Source organism: Saccharopolyspora sp. 6V, from assembly GCF_020176785.1.
GTDB lineage: Bacteria > Actinomycetota > Actinomycetes > Mycobacteriales > Pseudonocardiaceae > Saccharopolyspora_C > Saccharopolyspora_C gregorii.
The window spans coordinates 1-17,554 of record NZ_JAIUKB010000153.1 but is presented as its reverse complement, the minus strand read 5'-3'; the positions used below and the strand labels follow the sequence as shown (position 1 = coordinate 17,554).

At 72.1% G+C, this 17,554-nt stretch carries 18 protein-coding genes; 8 read left to right on the top strand and 10 right to left on the bottom strand.

The genetic code is table 11. The annotated features are described in order from the left end of the window. Nucleotides 1–134: 134 nt before the first annotated feature. The 10 genes from LCD35_RS25725 to hemW all read right to left on the bottom strand — a co-directional run bounded on the left by LCD35_RS25725 (nt 135) and on the right by hemW (nt 10,114). Nucleotides 135–986, bottom strand: a complete 852-nt coding sequence (locus tag LCD35_RS25725) for an RDD family protein (RefSeq protein WP_225045092.1) — start codon at nt 984–986, stop codon at nt 135–137. Between the two features lie 134 nt (nt 987–1,120). Further along, nucleotides 1,121–2,038 carry a GTPase Era gene (gene era / locus LCD35_RS25720; RefSeq protein WP_224959448.1) on the bottom strand — a complete coding sequence of 306 codons (918 nt, stop codon included), beginning with the start codon at nt 2,036–2,038 and terminating at the stop codon, nt 1,121–1,123. A gap of 79 nt (nt 2,039–2,117) precedes the next feature. Further along, nucleotides 2,118–2,471 carry a cytidine deaminase gene (locus LCD35_RS25715; protein ID WP_225045091.1) on the bottom strand — a complete coding sequence of 118 codons (354 nt, stop codon included), beginning with the start codon at nt 2,469–2,471 and terminating at the stop codon, nt 2,118–2,120. Continuing rightward, a complete protein-coding gene (locus tag LCD35_RS25710) occupies nt 2,464–3,789 on the bottom strand; it encodes a hemolysin family protein (protein ID WP_224966325.1) in 1,326 nt (441 codons plus the stop codon). The genes LCD35_RS25715 and LCD35_RS25710 overlap by 8 nt, the downstream gene beginning before the upstream one ends. A 14-nt stretch (nt 3,790–3,803) precedes the next feature. Beyond that, complete coding sequence (gene ybeY, locus LCD35_RS25705; protein WP_224959451.1) at nt 3,804–4,361, bottom strand: rRNA maturation RNase YbeY; 558 nt, start codon at nt 4,359–4,361, stop codon at nt 3,804–3,806. Further along, entirely contained in the window at nt 4,358–5,398 is a 1,041-nt protein-coding gene (locus LCD35_RS25700; RefSeq protein ID WP_224959453.1) for a PhoH family protein, read from the bottom strand. Before LCD35_RS25700 ends, ybeY begins: the two co-directional genes overlap by 4 nt. Before the next feature lie 293 nt (nt 5,399–5,691). Then, entirely contained in the window at nt 5,692–6,063 is a 372-nt protein-coding gene (locus LCD35_RS25695; RefSeq protein ID WP_224959452.1) for a histidine triad nucleotide-binding protein, read from the bottom strand. 425 nt (nt 6,064–6,488) lie between these two features. After that, nucleotides 6,489–7,661 (bottom strand): molecular chaperone DnaJ, encoded by a 1,173-nt coding sequence (dnaJ, locus tag LCD35_RS25690; RefSeq protein ID WP_224966324.1) that lies wholly within the window; start codon nt 7,659–7,661, stop codon nt 6,489–6,491. Between the two features lie 65 nt (nt 7,662–7,726). Beyond that, complete coding sequence (gene hrcA / locus LCD35_RS25685) at nt 7,727–8,749, bottom strand: heat-inducible transcriptional repressor HrcA (protein ID WP_224962658.1); 1,023 nt, start codon at nt 8,747–8,749, stop codon at nt 7,727–7,729. Nucleotides 8,750–8,887: 138 nt separating this feature from the next. Beyond that, on the bottom strand, nt 8,888–10,114 hold the full coding sequence (gene hemW / locus LCD35_RS25680) for a radical SAM family heme chaperone HemW (RefSeq protein ID WP_225045090.1): 1,227 nt from the start codon (nt 10,112–10,114) through the stop codon (nt 8,888–8,890). Nucleotides 10,115–10,503: 389 nt separating this feature from the next. Between hemW and LCD35_RS30820 the strand changes: the two genes are divergently transcribed. The 8 genes from LCD35_RS30820 to LCD35_RS25645 form a co-directional block, all read left to right on the top strand. Then, nucleotides 10,504–10,593: a putative leader peptide gene (locus tag LCD35_RS30820; RefSeq protein WP_358434363.1), complete on the top strand. Its 90-nt coding sequence runs from the start codon at nt 10,504–10,506 to the stop codon at nt 10,591–10,593. A 126-nt stretch (nt 10,594–10,719) separates the two neighbouring features. Continuing rightward, a complete protein-coding gene (locus LCD35_RS25675; protein WP_225045089.1) occupies nt 10,720–12,432 on the top strand; it encodes a nitrite/sulfite reductase in 1,713 nt (570 codons plus the stop codon). Then, entirely contained in the window at nt 12,429–12,602 is a 174-nt protein-coding gene (locus LCD35_RS25670; protein ID WP_224962664.1) for a hypothetical protein, read from the top strand. The genes LCD35_RS25675 and LCD35_RS25670 overlap by 4 nt, the downstream gene beginning before the upstream one ends. Before the next feature lie 15 nt (nt 12,603–12,617). Then, nucleotides 12,618–13,358: a phosphoadenylyl-sulfate reductase gene (locus LCD35_RS25665; protein ID WP_224962666.1), complete on the top strand. Its 741-nt coding sequence runs from the start codon at nt 12,618–12,620 to the stop codon at nt 13,356–13,358. Nucleotides 13,359–13,404: 46 nt separating this feature from the next. Continuing rightward, entirely contained in the window at nt 13,405–14,355 is a 951-nt protein-coding gene (gene cysD / locus LCD35_RS25660; RefSeq protein WP_225045088.1) for a sulfate adenylyltransferase subunit CysD, read from the top strand. Next, a complete protein-coding gene (locus LCD35_RS25655; RefSeq protein WP_224966322.1) occupies nt 14,355–15,701 on the top strand; it encodes a sulfate adenylyltransferase subunit 1 in 1,347 nt (448 codons plus the stop codon). Before cysD ends, LCD35_RS25655 begins: the two co-directional genes overlap by 1 nt. Before the next feature lie 5 nt (nt 15,702–15,706). Continuing rightward, a complete protein-coding gene (locus LCD35_RS25650) occupies nt 15,707–16,462 on the top strand; it encodes a sirohydrochlorin chelatase (RefSeq protein WP_225045087.1) in 756 nt (251 codons plus the stop codon). Nucleotides 16,463–16,913: 451 nt separating this feature from the next. Next, nucleotides 16,914–17,554: type VII secretion system-associated protein (locus tag LCD35_RS25645; RefSeq protein WP_225045086.1), on the top strand; the 641-nt coding region annotated here is incomplete at its 3' end.

Genomic DNA, 17,554 nt, shown 5'->3' with positions numbered 1-17,554 from the left:
GCGGGCAGGGCAGCGGGACGAGTCCGGCGCTCAGCACCAAGCCGAGCGCCCCGGCTCCCGCCGCGAGGCGGGTCGTCCGGCCCCCGCGACGAAGCGGGGAGGTGGCCGCTCGCAGCAGCCCGCTCACTCGATGCTCACCACTGCTGCGGCGGCTGCTGCGGGTAACCGGGCTGCTGCTGGCCCGGGTAACCGCCCTGCTGGGGGTAACCGCCCTGCTGCGGGTACCCGGGCTGCGCCGGGTAGCCGGGCTGCTGCGGGTAGCCGCTGGTCGGCGCGGGGTCGGCCGGGACGACGACGGACTTGACGATCTTGTCGGCCCAGGTCTGGTTCTTCTGCTCCCACAGCGGGGCGAGGAAGCCGATCGAGCAGGGAAGCCCGTCCAGGACGTGGCAGAGCTGGCGCAGGAACGCGCCGCCGAAGCCGAGGGGCTGCCCGGTCTCCTCGCTGACGGTCTTGATCTTGACGATCTTCTGCCCGATGGTCTGCCCGGTGGTCCCGCGCTTGTAGCAGAGGTTCCAGATGTTGAACGCCATCGCGATCAGCCCGAAGATCCCGAGGACCGTGTACACGGTGCTGATCATGGACAGCGCTTCGGCTTCGGTGGTGATCGACGAAGCGGAGCCCATGACGCTCGCGAAGGTGATCCCGTAGACGATCAGGTAGGGCACGCCGACGAGCGCCCCGTCGATCAGGTACCCCAGCACCCGGGTCCCCCACTCGGAGAACGGCCCGGGGTGCCCGTAGCCGTAGCCCGGCTGGCCGTACGGCTGCTGGGGCTGCTGACCGTAGCCCGGCTGGCCGTACGGCTGCTGACCGTAGGGCTGCTGGCCGTACGGCTGCTGGCCGTAGGGCGCGGGCTGTTGCGGCATCGGGCCGGACTGCGGATAGGGCTGCTGGGGCTGGCCTCCCGACTGCGGGTACGGCTGTTGCCCGTAGGGCTGCTGCGGCTGCGGGCCGGACGGCGGCCCGCCATACGGGTTGGTCACGGAGACAATCCTTCGATCGGGTGGAATGGCAGCGCTCTGAGGAGGCCGGGCAGGAAATTACCCGAGCGCAACTCGCCACCGCGGCCGATCCGGGAAATCTTGCGCAGTCCGTTGCGAAGTCAAACTCCGCGGGATCAGAATCCCAGCCTCCGCAGCTGCTTCGGGTCGCGCTGCCAGTCCTTGGCGACCTTCACGTGCAGGTCCAGGTAGATCTTGCTGCCCAGCAGCTTCTGGATGTGCTGGCGAGCGTTGGACCCGACCTCGCGCAGCCGCTCGCCCTTGCGGCCGATCACGATCGACTTCTGGCTCTGCCGCTCCACGTAGACGATCGCGTGCACGTCCACCAGGTCGTCGCGGTCCTCGCGCTGGTTCATCTCCTCGATGCGGACGGCCAGCGAGTGCGGGAGCTCGTCGCGCACGCCTTCCAGCGCGGCCTCGCGGATCATCTCCGCGATCAGCGTCTCCTCCGGCTCGTCGGTGAGCTCGCCGTCCGGGTACAGCTGCGGGCCTTCCGGCAGGTGACCCACCAGCAGGTCACCGAGGGTGTCCATCTGGTAGGAGTCCACAGCGGACACCGGGACCAGATCGGCGAAGTCCATCACCTGCTGCAGGGCGAGCAGCTGCTCGGCGACCTGCTGCTTGGTGGCCAGGTCGGTCTTGGTGATGACGCCGAGCACCGGGGTGCGGCGGGCGACCTTCTTGAGCTGCTCGGCGATGAACTTGTCGCCGGGCCCGACCTTCTGGTCCGCGGGCACGCAGAACCCGACGACGTCCACTTCGGACCAGGTCTCGTAGACGAGGTCGTTGAGCCGCTGGCCGAGCAGGGTGCGCGGCCGGTGCAGGCCCGGCGTGTCCACGATGATCAGCTGGGCGTCGGGCCGGTGCACGATCCCGCGGATCGCGTGGCGGGTGGTCTGGGGCTTGCTGGAGGTGATCGCCACCTTCGAACCGACCAGCGCGTTGGTCAGCGTGGACTTGCCGGCGTTGGGGCGGCCGACGAAGCACGCGAACCCGGAGCGGTGTTCGGCGGGGGCATCTGGAGTGCTGCTCACCCGCCCATTGTCGCCGGACGACGAGGTGAGCGGCCCACCCGCCCCGGCGGAGGCGGCGGGCGGGCCGTTCACCAGGTGTTCAGCGCAGCACGCCCCGGACCTCGCCCGCGGCGTCGGCGCGCAGCACCGGCGCGGCGGCGGTGAGGTCGCGGACGGCGGCGACGGAGTCGGCGGAGACCTCGGCGGCGTCGGTGACGACGGCGGCCGCCTCCAGCCCTTCGGCACCGCTGGCGGCCGCGGTGGCCACCGCCACCTGCAGCGCGGTCAGCCGCAGCGAGGGCAGCTCGACGGTGCAGGCGGCGTAGGTGCGGCCGTCGGTGTCGCGGACCGCGGCGCCTTCGGCGGCGCCGGTGCGCGCGCGGGCCGACCGGGCCAGCGTCACGATCTTGGCGTCCTCGGCGTCCAGTTCCTGCGGGGGCGCTTGCTCAGCCACGGGTGCTGCTTCCTTCCTGGTCGGCACCGCGGTGCGATGCGGGCTCGCCGTTCGCGCGGCGCACGAGCAGCGCGTTGATGCGGATGCGGCCGCGGTGGTCCTTGCCGCCTTCGGCGCGCAACCGGAGTCCTTCGATCTCGGCTTCGGCACCGGGCAGCGGAACCCGGCCGAGGCGCTGGGCGAGCAGGCCGCCGACGGTCTCCACCTCGGATCCGTCCAGCTCCACGCCGCACAGCGCGCCGAGGTCCTCCACCGGCAGCCGGGAGGAGACCCGGACGGTGCCGTCCTCCAGGTGCTCGATCGGGCGGTGCTCCTCCAGGTCGGACTCGTCGGTGATCTCGCCGACGATCTCCTCGATGACGTCCTCGATGGTGAGCAGGCCCGCGGTGCCGCCGTACTCGTCGACGGCGATGGCCAGGTGGCTGCGGGACAGCTGCATCTCCTTGAGCAGCTCGTCGAGGCGCTTGGTGTCCGGCACGAAGCTCGCCGGGCGCATCAGCTCGCCCAGCTCCGGCCCCGGTTGGTTCAGGTCGCCGCCGTCGGCGAGGGCCTGGGTGAGGTCGCGCAACGTCACCACGCCCACCACGTCGTCGACGCTGTCGCCGATCACCGGCACCCGGGAGAACCCGGAGCGCAGGCACAGCGCGAGGGCTTGGCGGGCGGACTTGGCGCGTTCGATCCAGACGATCTCGGTGCGGGGCACCATCACCTCGCGGGCGATGGTGTCGCCGAACTCGAACACCGAGTGGATCATCTCGCGTTCCCCGGCGGCGACGACGCCGCGCTCCCCGGCCAGGTCGACCAGCTCGCGCAGCTCCACCTCCGAGGAGAACGGGCCCTCGCGGAACCCGCGCCCGGGGGTGAGGCCGTTGCCGATCAGGATCAGCAGCCGGGTCAGCGGGTTCAGCACCCGCGCCAGCACCCGCACCGGCGCCGCGACCACCAGGCCGACCCCGTACGGGTGCTGCCTGCCGATGGTGCGCGGGCCGACGCCGACCAGCACGTACGAGACCACCAACATGATCACGATCGCGAGCAGCGCCGCCAGCGCGTCCGACTCCACCACGCGCAGCACCACGACCGCGACCAGCACGGTGGCGCCCAGCTCGCAGGCCAGCCGCAGCAGAATCAGCAGGTTGACGTGCCGCGGGCGGTCCTCCAGCACCAGCGCCAGCTGCCTGGCCCCGCTGCGGTTCTCCCGCAGCAGCTCCTCCACCCGGGCGCGGGAGGCGCTGCCGACCGCCGCGTCGGCGGCGGCGAACACCCCGGCCCCCAGGACGAGCAGCACAGCCCACACCAGCAGTGCGGCCGAACTCATGTGCGCGTTCCCCCTCAGTCGCGGGGGACCTCGGGCGCGGTGCCCGGGTCCAGTCCCACGGTTCCCAGCACGCGGGAGTCCGCGTCGTGCTGCGCGGCGGCCCGCTCGGCCTCGTCCCGAGCGGTCCGGTAGTCGGCGAGGATCCGGTTCTGCAGCCCGAACATCTCGCGCTCCTCCTCCGGCTCCGCGTGGTCGTAGCCGAGCAGGTGCAGCACCCCGTGCACCGTGAGCAGGTGCAGTTCGTCGATCAGCGGATGCCCGGCCTTGCGGGCCTGGTCCTTCGCGAACGCGGGGCACAGCACGATGTCGCCGAGCAGCGCGGGCCCGGAACCGGCCGCGTCCGGGCGGCGGGACGAGTCGTACTCGTCCATCGGGAAGGCCATCACGTCGGTCGGGCCGGGCAGGTCCATCCAGCGCTCGTGCAGGTCGGACATGACGTTCAGCTCGACCAGCACGATGGACAACTCGGCGAGCTGGCTGACGCTCATCCGGTCCAGCGCGTAGCGGGCGACGGACACGATGGTGCCCTCGTCGACCTCGACCCCGGATTCGTTGGCGATTTCGATGCTCATGCGTGTTCCCGGAACTGACCGCCGCGGCCGGAGCGGCGCGGGAACTGCTCGGAGTCCGCGTCCTGCTCGGCCTGCCAGCGGTCGTAGGCGTTGACAATGTCGGTGACCAGGCGGTGACGGACCACGTCCCCGCTGTCGAGCACGGCGAAGTGCACGTCGTCGACCCCGTCGAGGATCTCCCGGACGACCTTCAGGCCGCTGCGCTGCCCACCGGGCAGGTCGACCTGGGTGACGTCGCCGGTGACCACGATGCGGGAGCCGAACCCGAGCCGGGTCAGGAACATCTTCATCTGCTCCGGCGTGGTGTTCTGCGCTTCGTCGAGGATGATGAAGGCGTCGTTGAGGGTGCGCCCGCGCATGTACGCCAGCGGCGCGACCTCGATGGTGCCCGCCTGGGTGAGCCGCGGCACCGACTCGGGGTCGATCATGTCGTGCAGCGCGTCGTACAGCGGCCGCAGGTACGGGTCGATCTTCTCGTACAACGTGCCCGGCAGGTAGCCGAGCCGCTCCCCCGCTTCGACCGCGGGCCTGGTCAGGATGATCCGGTTGACCTGCTTGGCCTGCAGCGCCTGCACTGCCTTCGCCATCGCCAGGTAGGTCTTGCCGGTGCCCGCGGGACCGATGCCGAACACCACGGTGTTCTGGTCGATCGCGTCCACGTAGTGCTTCTGGTTCAGCGTCTTCGGGCGGATGGTGCGGCCCCGCCGGGACAGGATGTCGAGGCTGAGCACCGCGGCGGGCGACTCACCGCTGTCGGCCGAGAGCATGCCCACCACGCGGCGCACGGCGTCCGGCCCGAGCTGGCCGCCCTTGTCCACCACGGTGATGAGCTCGGAGAACACCCGTTCGCCGAAGGCCACGTCGGCCGGGTCGCCGGTGAGGGTGACCTCGTTGCCGCGCACGTGCACGTCGGCGGTGAGGAGTTCCTCGACGACCCGCAGGTTCGCGTCGCGGGTGCCGACCAGTGCGAGCACCGCGCTGTCCGGGACCGTCACCTTCGACTGCACCGACCGGTCGCGCGCGTGCTGCGCGGACAGGTGCTGGGCGGAGAGGTTCGACTGCTCGGGTTCCGGGCCGGTGCCGGTCGGCGTCGTGCCGTTCCGGGCGGTCGTGTCCTGCTCGGTCCCGTCCTGCGGTACGCGGTCCTGCTGGTCGTCCCTGGACTGCTGCTGTCCGGACTGGGCGGATCCACCCGCTGCGATTCCGGCCACGTGTGTTCGGGCCTGCTTTCTGCGCTCGGCGCGCGAAGTCGGTCGTCGTTCCTGCTATCGATGGTAGAGCAACCGGCGAGGCGGTTGCGCCGCCGATCCGGCGGCCGCCCGGCGGCGTCCTAGCCCTTGATCGGGCCGCCGGTGAGGCCGCCGAGCGGTTCGCCGCCCAGCAGGTGCAGGTGCACGTGGAAGATGGTCTGCCCGGCGTCCTCGTTGGTGTTGAACAGCAGCCGGTACCCGGATTCGGCGATGCCCTCGCGCTCGGCGATCTCCCCCGCCACCCGCACCAGCTCGGCCAGCAGGTCCGGCTCGGCGGTGGCGAGCTCGGCGGCGTTGCGGTAGCGGGTCTTCGGCACCACGAGCACGTGGGTGGGCGCCTGCGGGTTGATGTCGCGGATCGCGAGGACGCGCTCGGAGTCGTGGACGACGTCCGCGGGGATCTCGCCGGCGATGATGCGCAGGAACAGGGAGTCCAGGTCGCTGTCGGTCATGCCGGGAAGGCTATCCGCCGCGAGCGGCCCCGCGGGCGAACGCCCCTGCGCCGGGACCGCCACGGGGAGATCCCCCGACCGGATGCCGCGCCGTAGTGGGGCTGGGGGTTGCCCGGCTACGGCGCGGCCTCGCCGGACCGAGGGGGGGTTGTCCGGCGAGCGCCCGGTTGGGCTCGCTCCGCGAGCCACCTGAGGGGATCGACCCGTGACCCCCAGGCGTGTGCTTCACGGTAACCCCACGTCATCCGTCCGCGCTGGAAAACGCACGAACCCGTGATCCTGGCTCCGATCCGGTGACGCACCGCGCCGGGACGGCGCAGTCCGCGAACACCCGGCGAACCACTCTGACCAGCACTGGTGCCGGGCGAGGCGGTGGACCGCCCCGCCACATCACGATCCGGACTCGGCCCCGTCCGGGAACGGGCTCACTTGTGGCCGAAGGACTTGAAGCGGGAGAAGAGGCCTTGGCGCTGCCCGTTCCCGTTCGCGGTCACCGTCGGCTCCGGCTGCTCCTCGCCGCGCAGCGCCGCGAGCTGCCGCAGCAGTTCGGCCTGCTCATCGTCGAGCCGGGTCGGCACCTGGACGTCGAGGTGCACGTGCAGGTCGCCGTGCCCGCTGACCCGCCCGTTGGAGCGCAGCTTCGGCAGCCCGCGGCCGGTGAGCACGTGCTCGGTGCCGGGCTGGGTGCCGGGTTCGACGGTGAGCTCCTCGGTGCCGTCCAGGGTCACCAGGGTGAGCACCGTGCCCAGCGCCGCCGCGGTCATCGGCACTTCGACGTTGCAGTGCAGGTCGGCGCCGTCGCGGACGAACCGCTCGTGCGGCAGCTCCTCCACTTCGACGAACAGGTCGCCCGCCGGACCGCCGCCGGGGCCCACTTCGCCCTCACCGGCGAGCCGCACCCGCATGCCGTCGCCGACGCCCGCGGGGATCTTCACGGTGATGGTGCGGCGTTCGCGCACCCGGCCGTCGCCGCCGCACTGCTGGCACGGGTCGGTGATGACCTCGCCGAAGCCGCGGCACACCGGGCAGGGGCGGGAGGTCATGACCTGGCCGAGGAAGGACCGCTGCACGGACTGGACCTCGCCGCGGCCACCGCAGGTGTCGCAGGTCGAGGGCGCGCTGCCCGCGCGGGAGCCACCGCCGTCGCAGGAGTCGCACAGCACCGCGGTGTCCACGGTGATGTCCCGGTTCACGCCGCTGGCGCACTCCTCCAGGGTGAGTTCGAGCCGCAGCAGCGCGTCGGATCCGGGCTGGACCCGGCTGCGCGGGCCGCGCCCGCCGCCTCCGCCGCCGGAGCCGCCGAAGAAGGCGTCCATGATGTCGCCGAGACCGCCGAACCCGGCGAACGGGTCGCCACCCATGCCGCCGTCGCCACCGCCCTGCGAGAGCGGGTCGCCGCCGAGGTCCACGACCTGGCGCTTCTTCGGGTCGGACAGCACCTCGTAGGCGGTCGTCACATCGCGGAACCGCTCCTGGGCACCGGCTTCCTGGTTCACGTCGGGGTGCAATTCCCGGGCGAGCTTGCGGTACGCGCGCTTGATCTGCTCCGGCGTAGCGTCCTTGGCCACCCCGAGGGTCCCGTAATAGTCCCTGGCCACCTTGTGCGTTCTTCCTCTGCTCGGTCTGCGAGTTCAGCGGGTGGATCCATTCACCCGGTCAGGCGTCAACGGCCTGCCAGGATCTCACCCACGTAAGCGGCAACGGCACGCACCGCCGCCATGGTTCCCGGATAGTCCATCCGGGTGGGGCCGACGACACCCATGCCACCCAGCACCATCCCATGCGTGCCGTAGCCGGTGGACACCACCGAGGTGGTCTGCATCTCCGCGGCCTCGTTCTCCATCCCGATGCGCACCGTCACGGTCCGCGAGTCGCGGGCCGCCGCGAGCAGCTTCAGCACCACGACCTGCTCCTCCAGCGCTTCGAGCACTTGGCGCAGCGAGTTGGGGAAGTCGGTGACGTTGCGGGTCAGGTTGGGGGTGCCGCCGAGCACCATGCGTTCCTCGGGATGTTCCACGAGGGATTCGATGAGCACGCTGGCGACGCGCGTCATGGCGTCGCGCAGTTCGGGCGGTGATTGGTCGGGCAGTTCGGCCACGGCCGCCGAGGCGTCCGCGAGCCGCTTCTCGGTCATCGCCGAGTTCAGCACGTTGCGCATCCGCGCCACGTCGTCGTCGCTGATCACGTCGCCGAGGTCGACCATCCGCTGGTCCACCCGGCCGGTGTCGGTGATGAGCACCAGCATCAGGCGGGCCGGGGTGATGGTGACGACCTCGACGTGGCGCACCGTGGAGCGGGTCAGCGTGGGGTACTGCACGACGGCGACCTGCTGGGTGAGCTGCGCGAGCAGCCGCACGCTGCGGCGCATCACGTCGTCGAGGTCGAGGGCGCCCTCCAGGAAGGCGCCGATGGCCCGCCGCTCGGCCGCGGTGAGCGGTTTGATCTCGTGCAGCCGGTCCACGAACAGCCGGTACCCGGCGTCGGTCGGCACGCGTCCGGCGCTGGTGTGCGGCTGGACGATGAGGCCTTCCTCCTCCAGGGCGGCCATGTCGTTGCGCACGGTGGCGCTGGAGACGCCCAGGTTGTGCCGGTCGACCAGGGCCTTGGACCCGACCGGTTCGTTCGTCGACACGAAGTCGGCCACGATCGCCCGCAGGACCTCGAACCGCCGTTGATCGGCGTTCACCTCGTCACCTCCGCATCACGCCACGCCGCGCACCGCTCGCGGTGCTCGTCACCGTCGAGTTTACGGTCCTCGAACCCGTGTTCCGACGCCGCGAGCCGGGCGGGGCCGCACCCGCCGGGCAGCGGGGTGGGAGAACGGTCACAGCAGGCGCTGGACGACGGCGTCGGCGAGCAGCCTGCCGCGGTCGGTGAGCGCGCAGCGGCCGGCGTCGAGCGCGTCGGCGCGCAGCAGCCCGTCGGCGACGGCCTCCTTCGCGGCGAGCACGCCGTCGGAGGTGAGCGCGGACGTGGGGACGCCTTCGGCGACGCGCAGCTCCAGCATGATCCGCTCGATGCGCCGGTCCTCGTCGTCGAGCAGTTCGCGGGCGTGCGCGGGCGAGCGGCCGTCGGCGAGCAGCGCCGAGTAGCGGGCGGGGTGCTTGACGTTCCACCAGCGCACCCCGCCGACGTGGCTGTGCGCGCCGGGTCCGGCGCCCCACCAGTCGCCGCCCTGCCAGTAGCCGAGGTTGTGCGCGCAGCGCGCGGACTCGCCGGTGGCCCAGTTGGAGACCTCGTACCAGCCCAGCCCGGGGCCGGACAGCGTCGAGTCGATGATCTCGTAGCGGTCGGCGAGCACGTCCTCGTCCGGCATCGGCAGCTCGCCGCGGCGGACCTTGCGGGCCATCGCGGTGCCGTCCTCGACGATCAGCGAGTAGGCGGAGACGTGGTCGACCCCGGCGTCGAGCACCGCGGCCAGCGAGGCGCGCAGGTCGTCGTCGCTCTCACCCGGGGTGCCGTAGATGAGGTCGAGGTTGACGTGCTCGAACCCGGCGGCCCGCGCTTCCTTCGCGGCGTCGGCCGCGCGCCCGGGGGTGTGGTTGCGCTCCAGGACGCGCAGCACGTGCGCGGCGGCGGACTGCATGCCCAGCGACACCCGGTCGTAGCCGCCGTCGCGGAGGGCGGCGAAGAACTCGGGCGAGGTCGATTCGGGATTGGACTCGGTGGTGACCTCCGCGTCGGCGGTGAGCCCGAAGGAGTTCCGGACGGCGGTCACCACGGCCGCGAGCCGGTCGGCGCCGAGCAGTGAGGGGGTGCCGCCGCCGACGAACACGGTCTGCGCGGCGGGCACGGTCCCGCCGCCCGCGGCGAGCACCCGGGCGCCGAGGTCGAGTTCGGCGCGCAGCGCCTCCAGCCAGTCCGCGAAGCCACCGGTGGGGCCGAGCTCGTCGGCGGTGTAGGTGTTGAAGTCGCAGTAGCCGCAGCGGGTGGCGCAGAACGGGACGTGCACGTACACGCCGAACGGCCGCTCGCCGAGCCCGCTCAGGGCGCTGGCGGGCAGTGACCCGTCCGACGGAGCCGGCTCACCCGGCGGAAGCTGCGAAGGCACACCCCCAGTCTCCCAAACCCCGGGACCACCCCGGCCGCGAGCCTTTCCCGCCAGCGCCGAAGCCCCTGAGCCACCAACCACCCACCCAGCGCGACCACCCGCGGGTCCTCAGCTGTGGTCGTATCCGTTTCCCGTCAGCGGCGAAGCCGATGAACAGCCGACCACCCGAGCAACAGGACCACCCGCGGGTTCTCAGCTGTTCGCTCGCGAGGACAGCGTTTTCGCCTGTGGCGGAGCCACCGGTGAAAACGATCCCGCAGCGAGCGAGCAGCTGAGGTTCCGCCACCGCGCCACCACGAAACACGATCCGCGAACACCGCTTTTTGACCCACGTCTCAGTATTCGGTTGATGTTGGACCACAGGGTGGACGCGTGGCACGCTGGCCGTCATGGGTGCGCCTGCGAAGTTGCTGCTGGTCGCTCGTCGCTACGTGGATCTGCGACGAGTCTCCAGCGCGCTGTGCCGTTCCACGGGCTGATCCCGCCGCTGCGTTCCGAACTGTCCAGTCGGCGCCGGGAGCACGCCGACTGCGAACGCCCCTTCTTCCGTGGGCTCCGCGCGGTGTGGTCGCGAGCGCCTCATCCACCACCACGGAGGTCGGGCCATGGTCCCCCCGACGGAAGCTCAGAGCCGCACCGAGCGCCGCACCCCAGCCCGCAAGGGCAAGACGCGTGGTGAGGGGCAGTGGGCGCTCGGCTACCGGGAGCCGTTGAACGCCAACGAGCGCTCGAAGAAGGACGACAACCCGCTCAACGTCCGCCACCGCATCGAGACGATCTACCAGCACGGCGGTTTCGCGTCGATCGATCCGGCCGACCTGCGCGGCCGGTTCCGCTGGTGGGGCCTGTACACGCAGCGCGCCGAGGGCATTCCGGGCGCGCGCACGGGCACCATCGAGCCGGAGGAGCTCGACGCCTCCTACTTCATGATGCGGGTGCGCGTGGACGGCGGGGCGCTGACCACGGAGCAGCTGCGGGTGATCGGCGAGATCTCGCAGACCTACGCCCGGGACACCGCGGACATCACCGACCGGCAGAACATCCAGCTGCACTGGATCCGGGTCGAGGACGTGCCCACGATCTGGGAGAAGCTGGAGGCGGTGGGCCTCTACACGACGGAGGCGTGCGGGGACTGCCCGCGCGTGCTGCTGGGTTCGCCGGTGGCGGGGGTCGCCGCGGACGAGATCATCGACGCCACCCCGGCGATCAAGGAGATCACCGAGCGCTACATCGGGGACAAGTCGCTGTCGAACCTGCCGCGGAAGTTCAAGACCGCGATCAGCGGGTCGCCGCGCTGGGACACGGTCCCCGAGATCAACGACATCTCGCTGGTCGGCGTGGTGCACCCGGAGCACGGCCCCGGTTTCGACCTGTGGGTCGGCGGCGGGCTGTCGACGAACCCGAAGCTGGCGGTGCGGCTGGGCGCGTGGGTGCCGATCGAGGAGGCCGCCGAGGTCTGGCACGCGGTGACCTCCCTGTTCCGCGACTACGGCTACCGCAGGCTGCGGCACCGGGCCCGGTTGAAGTTCTTGGTGGACGACTGGGGTGCGGAGAAGACGCGGCAGGTCATCGAGGACGAGTACCTGGGCCGCAAGCTGCTGGACGGGCCTGCGCCGGAGACGCCGGGCGGGCACCGCGACCACCTCGGGGTGAACCCGCAGGTCGACGGCAACTTCTACGTGGGCGTGAAGTCGCAGGCGGGCCGGGTCAGCGGGTCGACCCTGGTGGAGATCGCGAAGGCCGCGGAGCGCGTCGGCTCGTCCCGGGTGCGCACCACGGTGGAGCAGAACCTGCTGGTGCTGGACGTGCCGCAGCAGCAGGTCGACGGCCTGGTGTCGGACCTGGCGGAGCTGGGCCTGCACAGCGCCCCGACGCCGTGGCGGCGCAACGTGATGGCGTGCACGGGCATCGAGTTCTGCAAGCTGGCGATCGTCGAGACCAAGCAGCGCGCCATCGACCTGATCGGTGATCTGGAGCAGCGGCTGGCGGACGTGCAGGGCGACGTCCGGGACCCGGTGACGATCAACCTGAACGGCTGCCCGAACGCGTGCGCCCGCACGCAGACCGCGGACATCGGCCTCAAGGGGCAGATGGTGCGCGACGACGAGGGCAACCAGGTGGAGGGCTTCCAGGTGCACCTGGGCGGCGGGCTCGGCCTGGACGCCGGGTTCGGCCGCAAGATCCGCGGGCACAAGGTGACCTCGGCGGACCTCGGTGACTACGTGGAGCGCCTGGTGCGCAACTACCTGGGCCAGCGCACGGAGGGCGAGCGCTTCGCCCAGTGGGTGGCGCGGGCCGACGAGGACGCGCTCAAGTGACGTCCGGACCGGAAGGCGGGGCCGCCCCGGAGGGTCGGGCGGTCCCGTTCTACTGCCCGTATTGCGGGGACGAGGAACTGGTTCCGCAGGCCGAACCCGCGGGCGCCTGGAAGTGCGAGGCGTGCCTGCGGGTGTTCACCGTTCGGCTCGTCGGACTGGCGAGCGGCTGAGGAGACGGAGATCCCATGACTGCCGAGACCACCACCACCGACTTCCCCACCGGCCTGGGCGTGCGCCGCAGCGACGAGGAGCTGCGCGCGCTGGTCGAGGAGGCCGCCCCGCGGCTGGCGGAGGCGAGCGCCGAGGAGGCGCTGCGCTGGGCCGCGGACACCTTCGGCGACGGCCTGATCGTCGCCTCGAACATGCAGGACGCGGTGCTGGTGGACCTGGCGGCGAAGGCGCAGCCGGGAGTCGACGTGCTGTTCCTGGAGACCGGCTACCACTTCGCCGAGACGATCGGCACCCGCGACGCGGTCGCCCAGGTCTACGACGTGAACATCGTCGACGCGAAGGCGGAGCAGTCGGTCGCCGAGCAGGACGCCGCGGAGGGTCCGAAGCTGCACGACCGCGACCCGGGCCGCTGCTGCTTCCTGCGCAAGGTGGTGCCGCTGCGCAACACGCTGGCCCGCTACGAGGCGTGGGTGACCGGCGTGCGCCGGGTGGAGGCCCCGACGCGGGCGGGCACGCCGATCGTGACCTGGGACGACCGCAACGGCCTGGTCAAGATCAACCCGATCGCGCCGTGGAGCGACGAGGAGATGGACTCCTACATCGAGCGGCACGGGGTGCTGGTGAACCCGCTGGTGCCCGCCGGCTACCCGTCGATCGGCTGCGCGCCGTGCACGGCGAAGCCCGCGCCGGGTGCCGATCCGCGCAGCGGCCGCTGGGCGGGCACGTCGAAGACCGAATGCGGCCTGCACGGCTGATCACCGCGCAGCGCCCACTGAGCAAGCACACCCGGAGAGGATGGGTATGACCGCCGAGCAGCAGCTCGACCTGCCGCAGGACCCGGTGTCCACGGGGGCACCTCCGCAGGTCGACAACCTGGACGCCTTGGAGTCCGAGGCCATCCACATCTTCCGCGAGGTGGCCGGGGAGTTCGACCGCCCGGTGATCCTGTTCTCCGGTGGCAAGGACTCGACGGTGCTGGTGCACCTGGCGATCAAGGCGTTCCGGCCGGCGCCGGTGCCGTTCCCGCTGCTGCACGTGGACACCGGGCACAACTTCGACGAGGTCATCGAGTTCCGGGACCGGCTCGTGGCGGAGCACGACCTGCGGCTGGTGGTGTCCTCGGTGCAGGACTACATCGACGACGGCAGGCTCGCCGAGCGCCCGGACGGCATCCGCAACCCGCTGCAGACGACGCCGCTGCTGGACGGGATCACCGAGAACAAGTTCGACGCGGTGTTCGGCGGCGGCAGGCGCGACGAGGAGCGGGCGCGGGCCAAGGAGCGCATCTTCAGCCTGCGCAACGCCTTCGGCCAGTGGGACCCGCGGCGGCAGCGCCCGGAGCTGTGGAACCTCTACAACGGCAGGCACCGGCCCGGTGAGCACGTGCGGGTGTTCCCGCTGTCGAACTGGACGGAGCTCGACATCTGGCGCTACATCCAGCGCGAGAAGATCGCCCTGCCGGAGATCTACTACGCGCACCGCCGCCAGGTGCACCTGCGCGACGGCATGTGGCTGACCTCGGGCCCGTGGGGCGGGCCGCGCGAGGGCGAGACCGTCGAGGAGAAGGTCGTGCGGTACCGCACGGTCGGCGACGGCTCGTGCACCGGCGCGGTGGAGTCCGAGGCGTACACGGTGGACGACGTGATCGCGGAGGTCGCCGCGAGCCGGCTCACCGAGCGCGGCGCGACGCGGGCCGACGACCGGATGTCGGAGGCCGCGATGGAGGACCGCAAGCGGGAGGGCTACTTCTGATGACCGAGACCACGACCCGCACCGCACCGGATTCCGGCACCGAGGTGGTGCTGCCGGTGCACACGGACCTGCTGCGGCTGGCCACAGCCGGTTCGGTGGACGACGGGAAGTCGACGCTGGTGGGCAGGCTGCTGCACGACACGAAGTCGGTGCTGGCGGACCAGCTGGACGCGGTGCACCGGGCCAGCGCGGACCGCGGGCTGCAGACCCCGGACCTGTCGCTGCTGGTGGACGGGCTGCGCGCGGAGCGCGAGCAGGGCATCACGATCGACGTGGCCTACCGGTACTTCGCCACGCCGCAGCGGAGCTTCGTGCTGGCCGACACCCCGGGACACGTGCAGTACACCCGCAACACGGTGACCGGCGCGTCGACGGCGCAGCTGGCGATCCTGCTGGTGGACGCGCGCAAGGGCGTCATCGAGCAGACCCGCAGGCACGCGGCGGTGCTGGCGCTGCTCGGCGTGCCGCGGCTGGTGCTGGCCATCAACAAGATCGACATGGTGGACTTCGACGCCGCGGTGCACGAGCGGATCGCCGCCGAGTTCGCCGGGCACGCCCGCGCGCTGGGCTACGCCGACGACGCGGTGCGCACCATCCCGGTGTCGGCGCTGCACGGCGACAACGTGGTGGAGCGCTCGGCGAACACGCCCTGGTACTCGGGCCCGTCCCTGCTGGAGCACCTGGAGACGGTGCCGGTGGCCCCGGACCCGTTCGACGCGCCGTTCCGGATGCCGGTGCAGTACGTGATCCGGCCGCGCACGGCGGAGCACCCGGACTACCGCGGCTACGCGGGCCAGGTCGCGGCCGGCGTGGTGGCGCAGGGCGACGAGGTCGTGGTGCTGCCCGCGGGCATCCGCACCCGGGTGTCCCAGGTGGACACCCCGGACGGTCCGGCGCCGCGGGCGGCGGCGGGGCGTTCGGTGACGCTGCTGCTGGAGGACGACGTGGACCTGTCCCGGGGCGATCTGATCGCCGCCGCGGACTCGGCGCCGCGGGTCACCGACGAGCTCGACGCCACCGTGTGCTGGCTGGCGGAGAAGCCGTTGCAGCCGGGTGCCCGGGTGCTGGTCAAGCACGGCACCCGCACCGTGCAGGCGATGGTGACCGAGCTGTCGGCGCGCTTCGACGAGCAGGAGCTGGTCGCGGTGGACGCCCCGGATTCGCTGGCGCTCAACGAGATCGGCCGGGTCCAGCTGCGCACCGCGGAGCCGCTGCCGATCGACGAGTACGCGGCGTCGCGGCGCACCGGTTCCTTCCTGGTGATCGATCCGGCGGACGGCACCACGCTGGCCGCCGGGCTGATCGGGTTGCCGCTGGCTCCGCTGGCGGCGGCGGTCGCGAGCTGATCCGGTTGGCACCGGCGCTGGTGGCCGTCGCGCACGGCAGCCGGGACCCGCGTTCGGCGCGCACCGTCCACGCCTTGCTGGACCCGGTGCCCCCCCCGCGCCCGGACCTGGACGTGCGGGCGGCGTTCCTGGACCTGTCCGCGCCGCGGGTGGGCGACGTGCTCGCGGCGGTGCGCGCCGACGGGCACCGCGAGGCGGTGGTGGTGCCGCTGCTGCTGGGCAGCGCGTTCCACGCGAAGGTGGACCTGCCCGCGGTGCTGGCCGAGGCGGGCGCGCGGTTGCCCGGGCTGAGCCTGCGCACGGCGGACGTGCTCGGACCGGACCCGCTGCTGGAGTCGGCCGCGCTGGACCGGCTGCGGGAGGTCGGCGTCGACGGCGGCGATCCGGAGCTCGGCGTGGTGCTGGCCGGGGTCGGTTCGGCACACGCCCCGGCGAACCGGCTCGTCGCCCAGGTCGCCGAGCGGTGGCAGGCGCGGCATTCGTGGGCGGGCGCGGTCGCCGCGTTCGCCACCGCCGCCGAGCCGGACGTCCCGGCGGCGATCGCGCGACTCCGGGAGCGCGGTGCCCGGCGGATCGCCGTCGGGTTCTGGTTCCTGGCGCCAGGGCTGCTGACCGACCGGGTCGTGGACGCGGCCCGCGCGCACGCCCCGGACGCGCTGATCGGCGCACCGATGGCGGCGGCGGGAACCGTCGCCGAGCTCGTGCTGACCCGCTACCGCGAAGTGCTCGACCGCACCGAGCTCGGTTCCGGCGCGGCCTGAACCCCGCTGCCCGCGCCGCGTTCGGCGCAGCGCGCACCGCCGAGTGGCGCAGCCGTCCCGCGCGTTCGTGCGGAATTCCGCCGAGTCCGGCCCCGCGCGCCTGTGCGCGGGCAGGATGCGGCCCGTGCGGCCGGCGAGCACGGGCGCACCACAGGCCCGGCGGCGGCGGGAAACCCCGACCTCCGGCCGTCGCCGGGCGGCCCGTTTCGTCCGCTGCCTCCCCGTTCCTCCCACCTCCGGCGGAGAGCGGGATCGCTGACTCAGGGTGTTTTGGCGGAACACTAAACTTCACCCCAAGTGGCCATGAGAGAGTGCGGATCAACTACGCGACGGCGGCGCGTCGCAGCGCAGCCGAGCGGAATCGCGGCGCGAAACCACACTTTCGGGTGAGCCAGTGAACCTCGGCGGCAAGGATCAAGGTGCAACGACAAGTCGGGGGCGTGTGCGGGAGATGAACACCCAGCAGCCGAGCCGGCCGGTGATCACGCCGGCCATGCGCGAACAGGCCGCCAAGCAGCCGAACACCTGGCTGTACGTGGTGGATCCGATCTTCAGCGACCCCAGCTCCGAGGTCCCGCCCTGGGGCTTCATCGGCGGCTACCGGGTCGACGAGCGCGGTGAGCTCACCGAGGACTTCTCGTCCAACCCGAACTACCGCCCCTCCCCCGTCGCGCTGCGGCTGCCCGCGCCGACCAACGACGTCGAACGCGCCCTGCAGCTGACCACCACCGGCTACGCCCAGGCGCCCACCCTGTTCGCCGCACTGCTCGACGCCGAGCTGATCCTGTTCGCGCAGCCGCAGGGCAGCGGGCTGTTCACGATGGACCACGAGTCCGGCAGGCGGCAGCTGCAGCTGTTCACCTCCGAGGGCTACCTGCCCGCGAACTGGACCAGCTGGCAGCGGATGACCGGCAGGCAGCTCGTCGAGCGCGGCCCCACCGGCATGGACCTGCAGATCAACCCGACCAGCCAGGTCAAGGCGCGCATCCCCGGCGAGGACCTGATCAAGGCCGCCGGCGGGCCCAGCACCCCCGCACCGCCCGCGTCCTTCGCCGCCCCGTCCGCGCCCGTCGCGTCCGCCGCCCCCCCCCC

Excerpts from the sequence above, each read along its gene's own strand:
- LCD35_RS25710 (WP_224966325.1), bottom strand. The coding sequence starts at position 3,789 with ATGAGTTCGGCCGCACTGCTGGTGTGGGCTGTGCTGCTCGTCCTGGGG.
- ybeY (WP_224959451.1), bottom strand. The coding sequence starts at position 4,361 with ATGAGCATCGAAATCGCCAACGAATCCGGGGTCGAGGTCGACGAGGGC.
- LCD35_RS25695 (WP_224959452.1), bottom strand. The coding sequence starts at position 6,063 with ATGACCGACAGCGACCTGGACTCCCTGTTCCTGCGCATCATCGCCGGC.
- LCD35_RS30820 (WP_358434363.1), top strand. The coding sequence starts at position 10,504 with ATGGGTGCGCCTGCGAAGTTGCTGCTGGTCGCTCGTCGCTACGTGGAT.
- LCD35_RS25675 (WP_225045089.1), top strand. The coding sequence starts at position 10,720 with ATGGTCCCCCCGACGGAAGCTCAGAGCCGCACCGAGCGCCGCACCCCA.
- LCD35_RS25665 (WP_224962666.1), top strand. The coding sequence starts at position 12,618 with ATGACTGCCGAGACCACCACCACCGACTTCCCCACCGGCCTGGGCGTG.
- cysD (WP_225045088.1), top strand. The coding sequence starts at position 13,405 with ATGACCGCCGAGCAGCAGCTCGACCTGCCGCAGGACCCGGTGTCCACG.
- LCD35_RS25655 (WP_224966322.1), top strand. The coding sequence starts at position 14,355 with ATGACCGAGACCACGACCCGCACCGCACCGGATTCCGGCACCGAGGTG.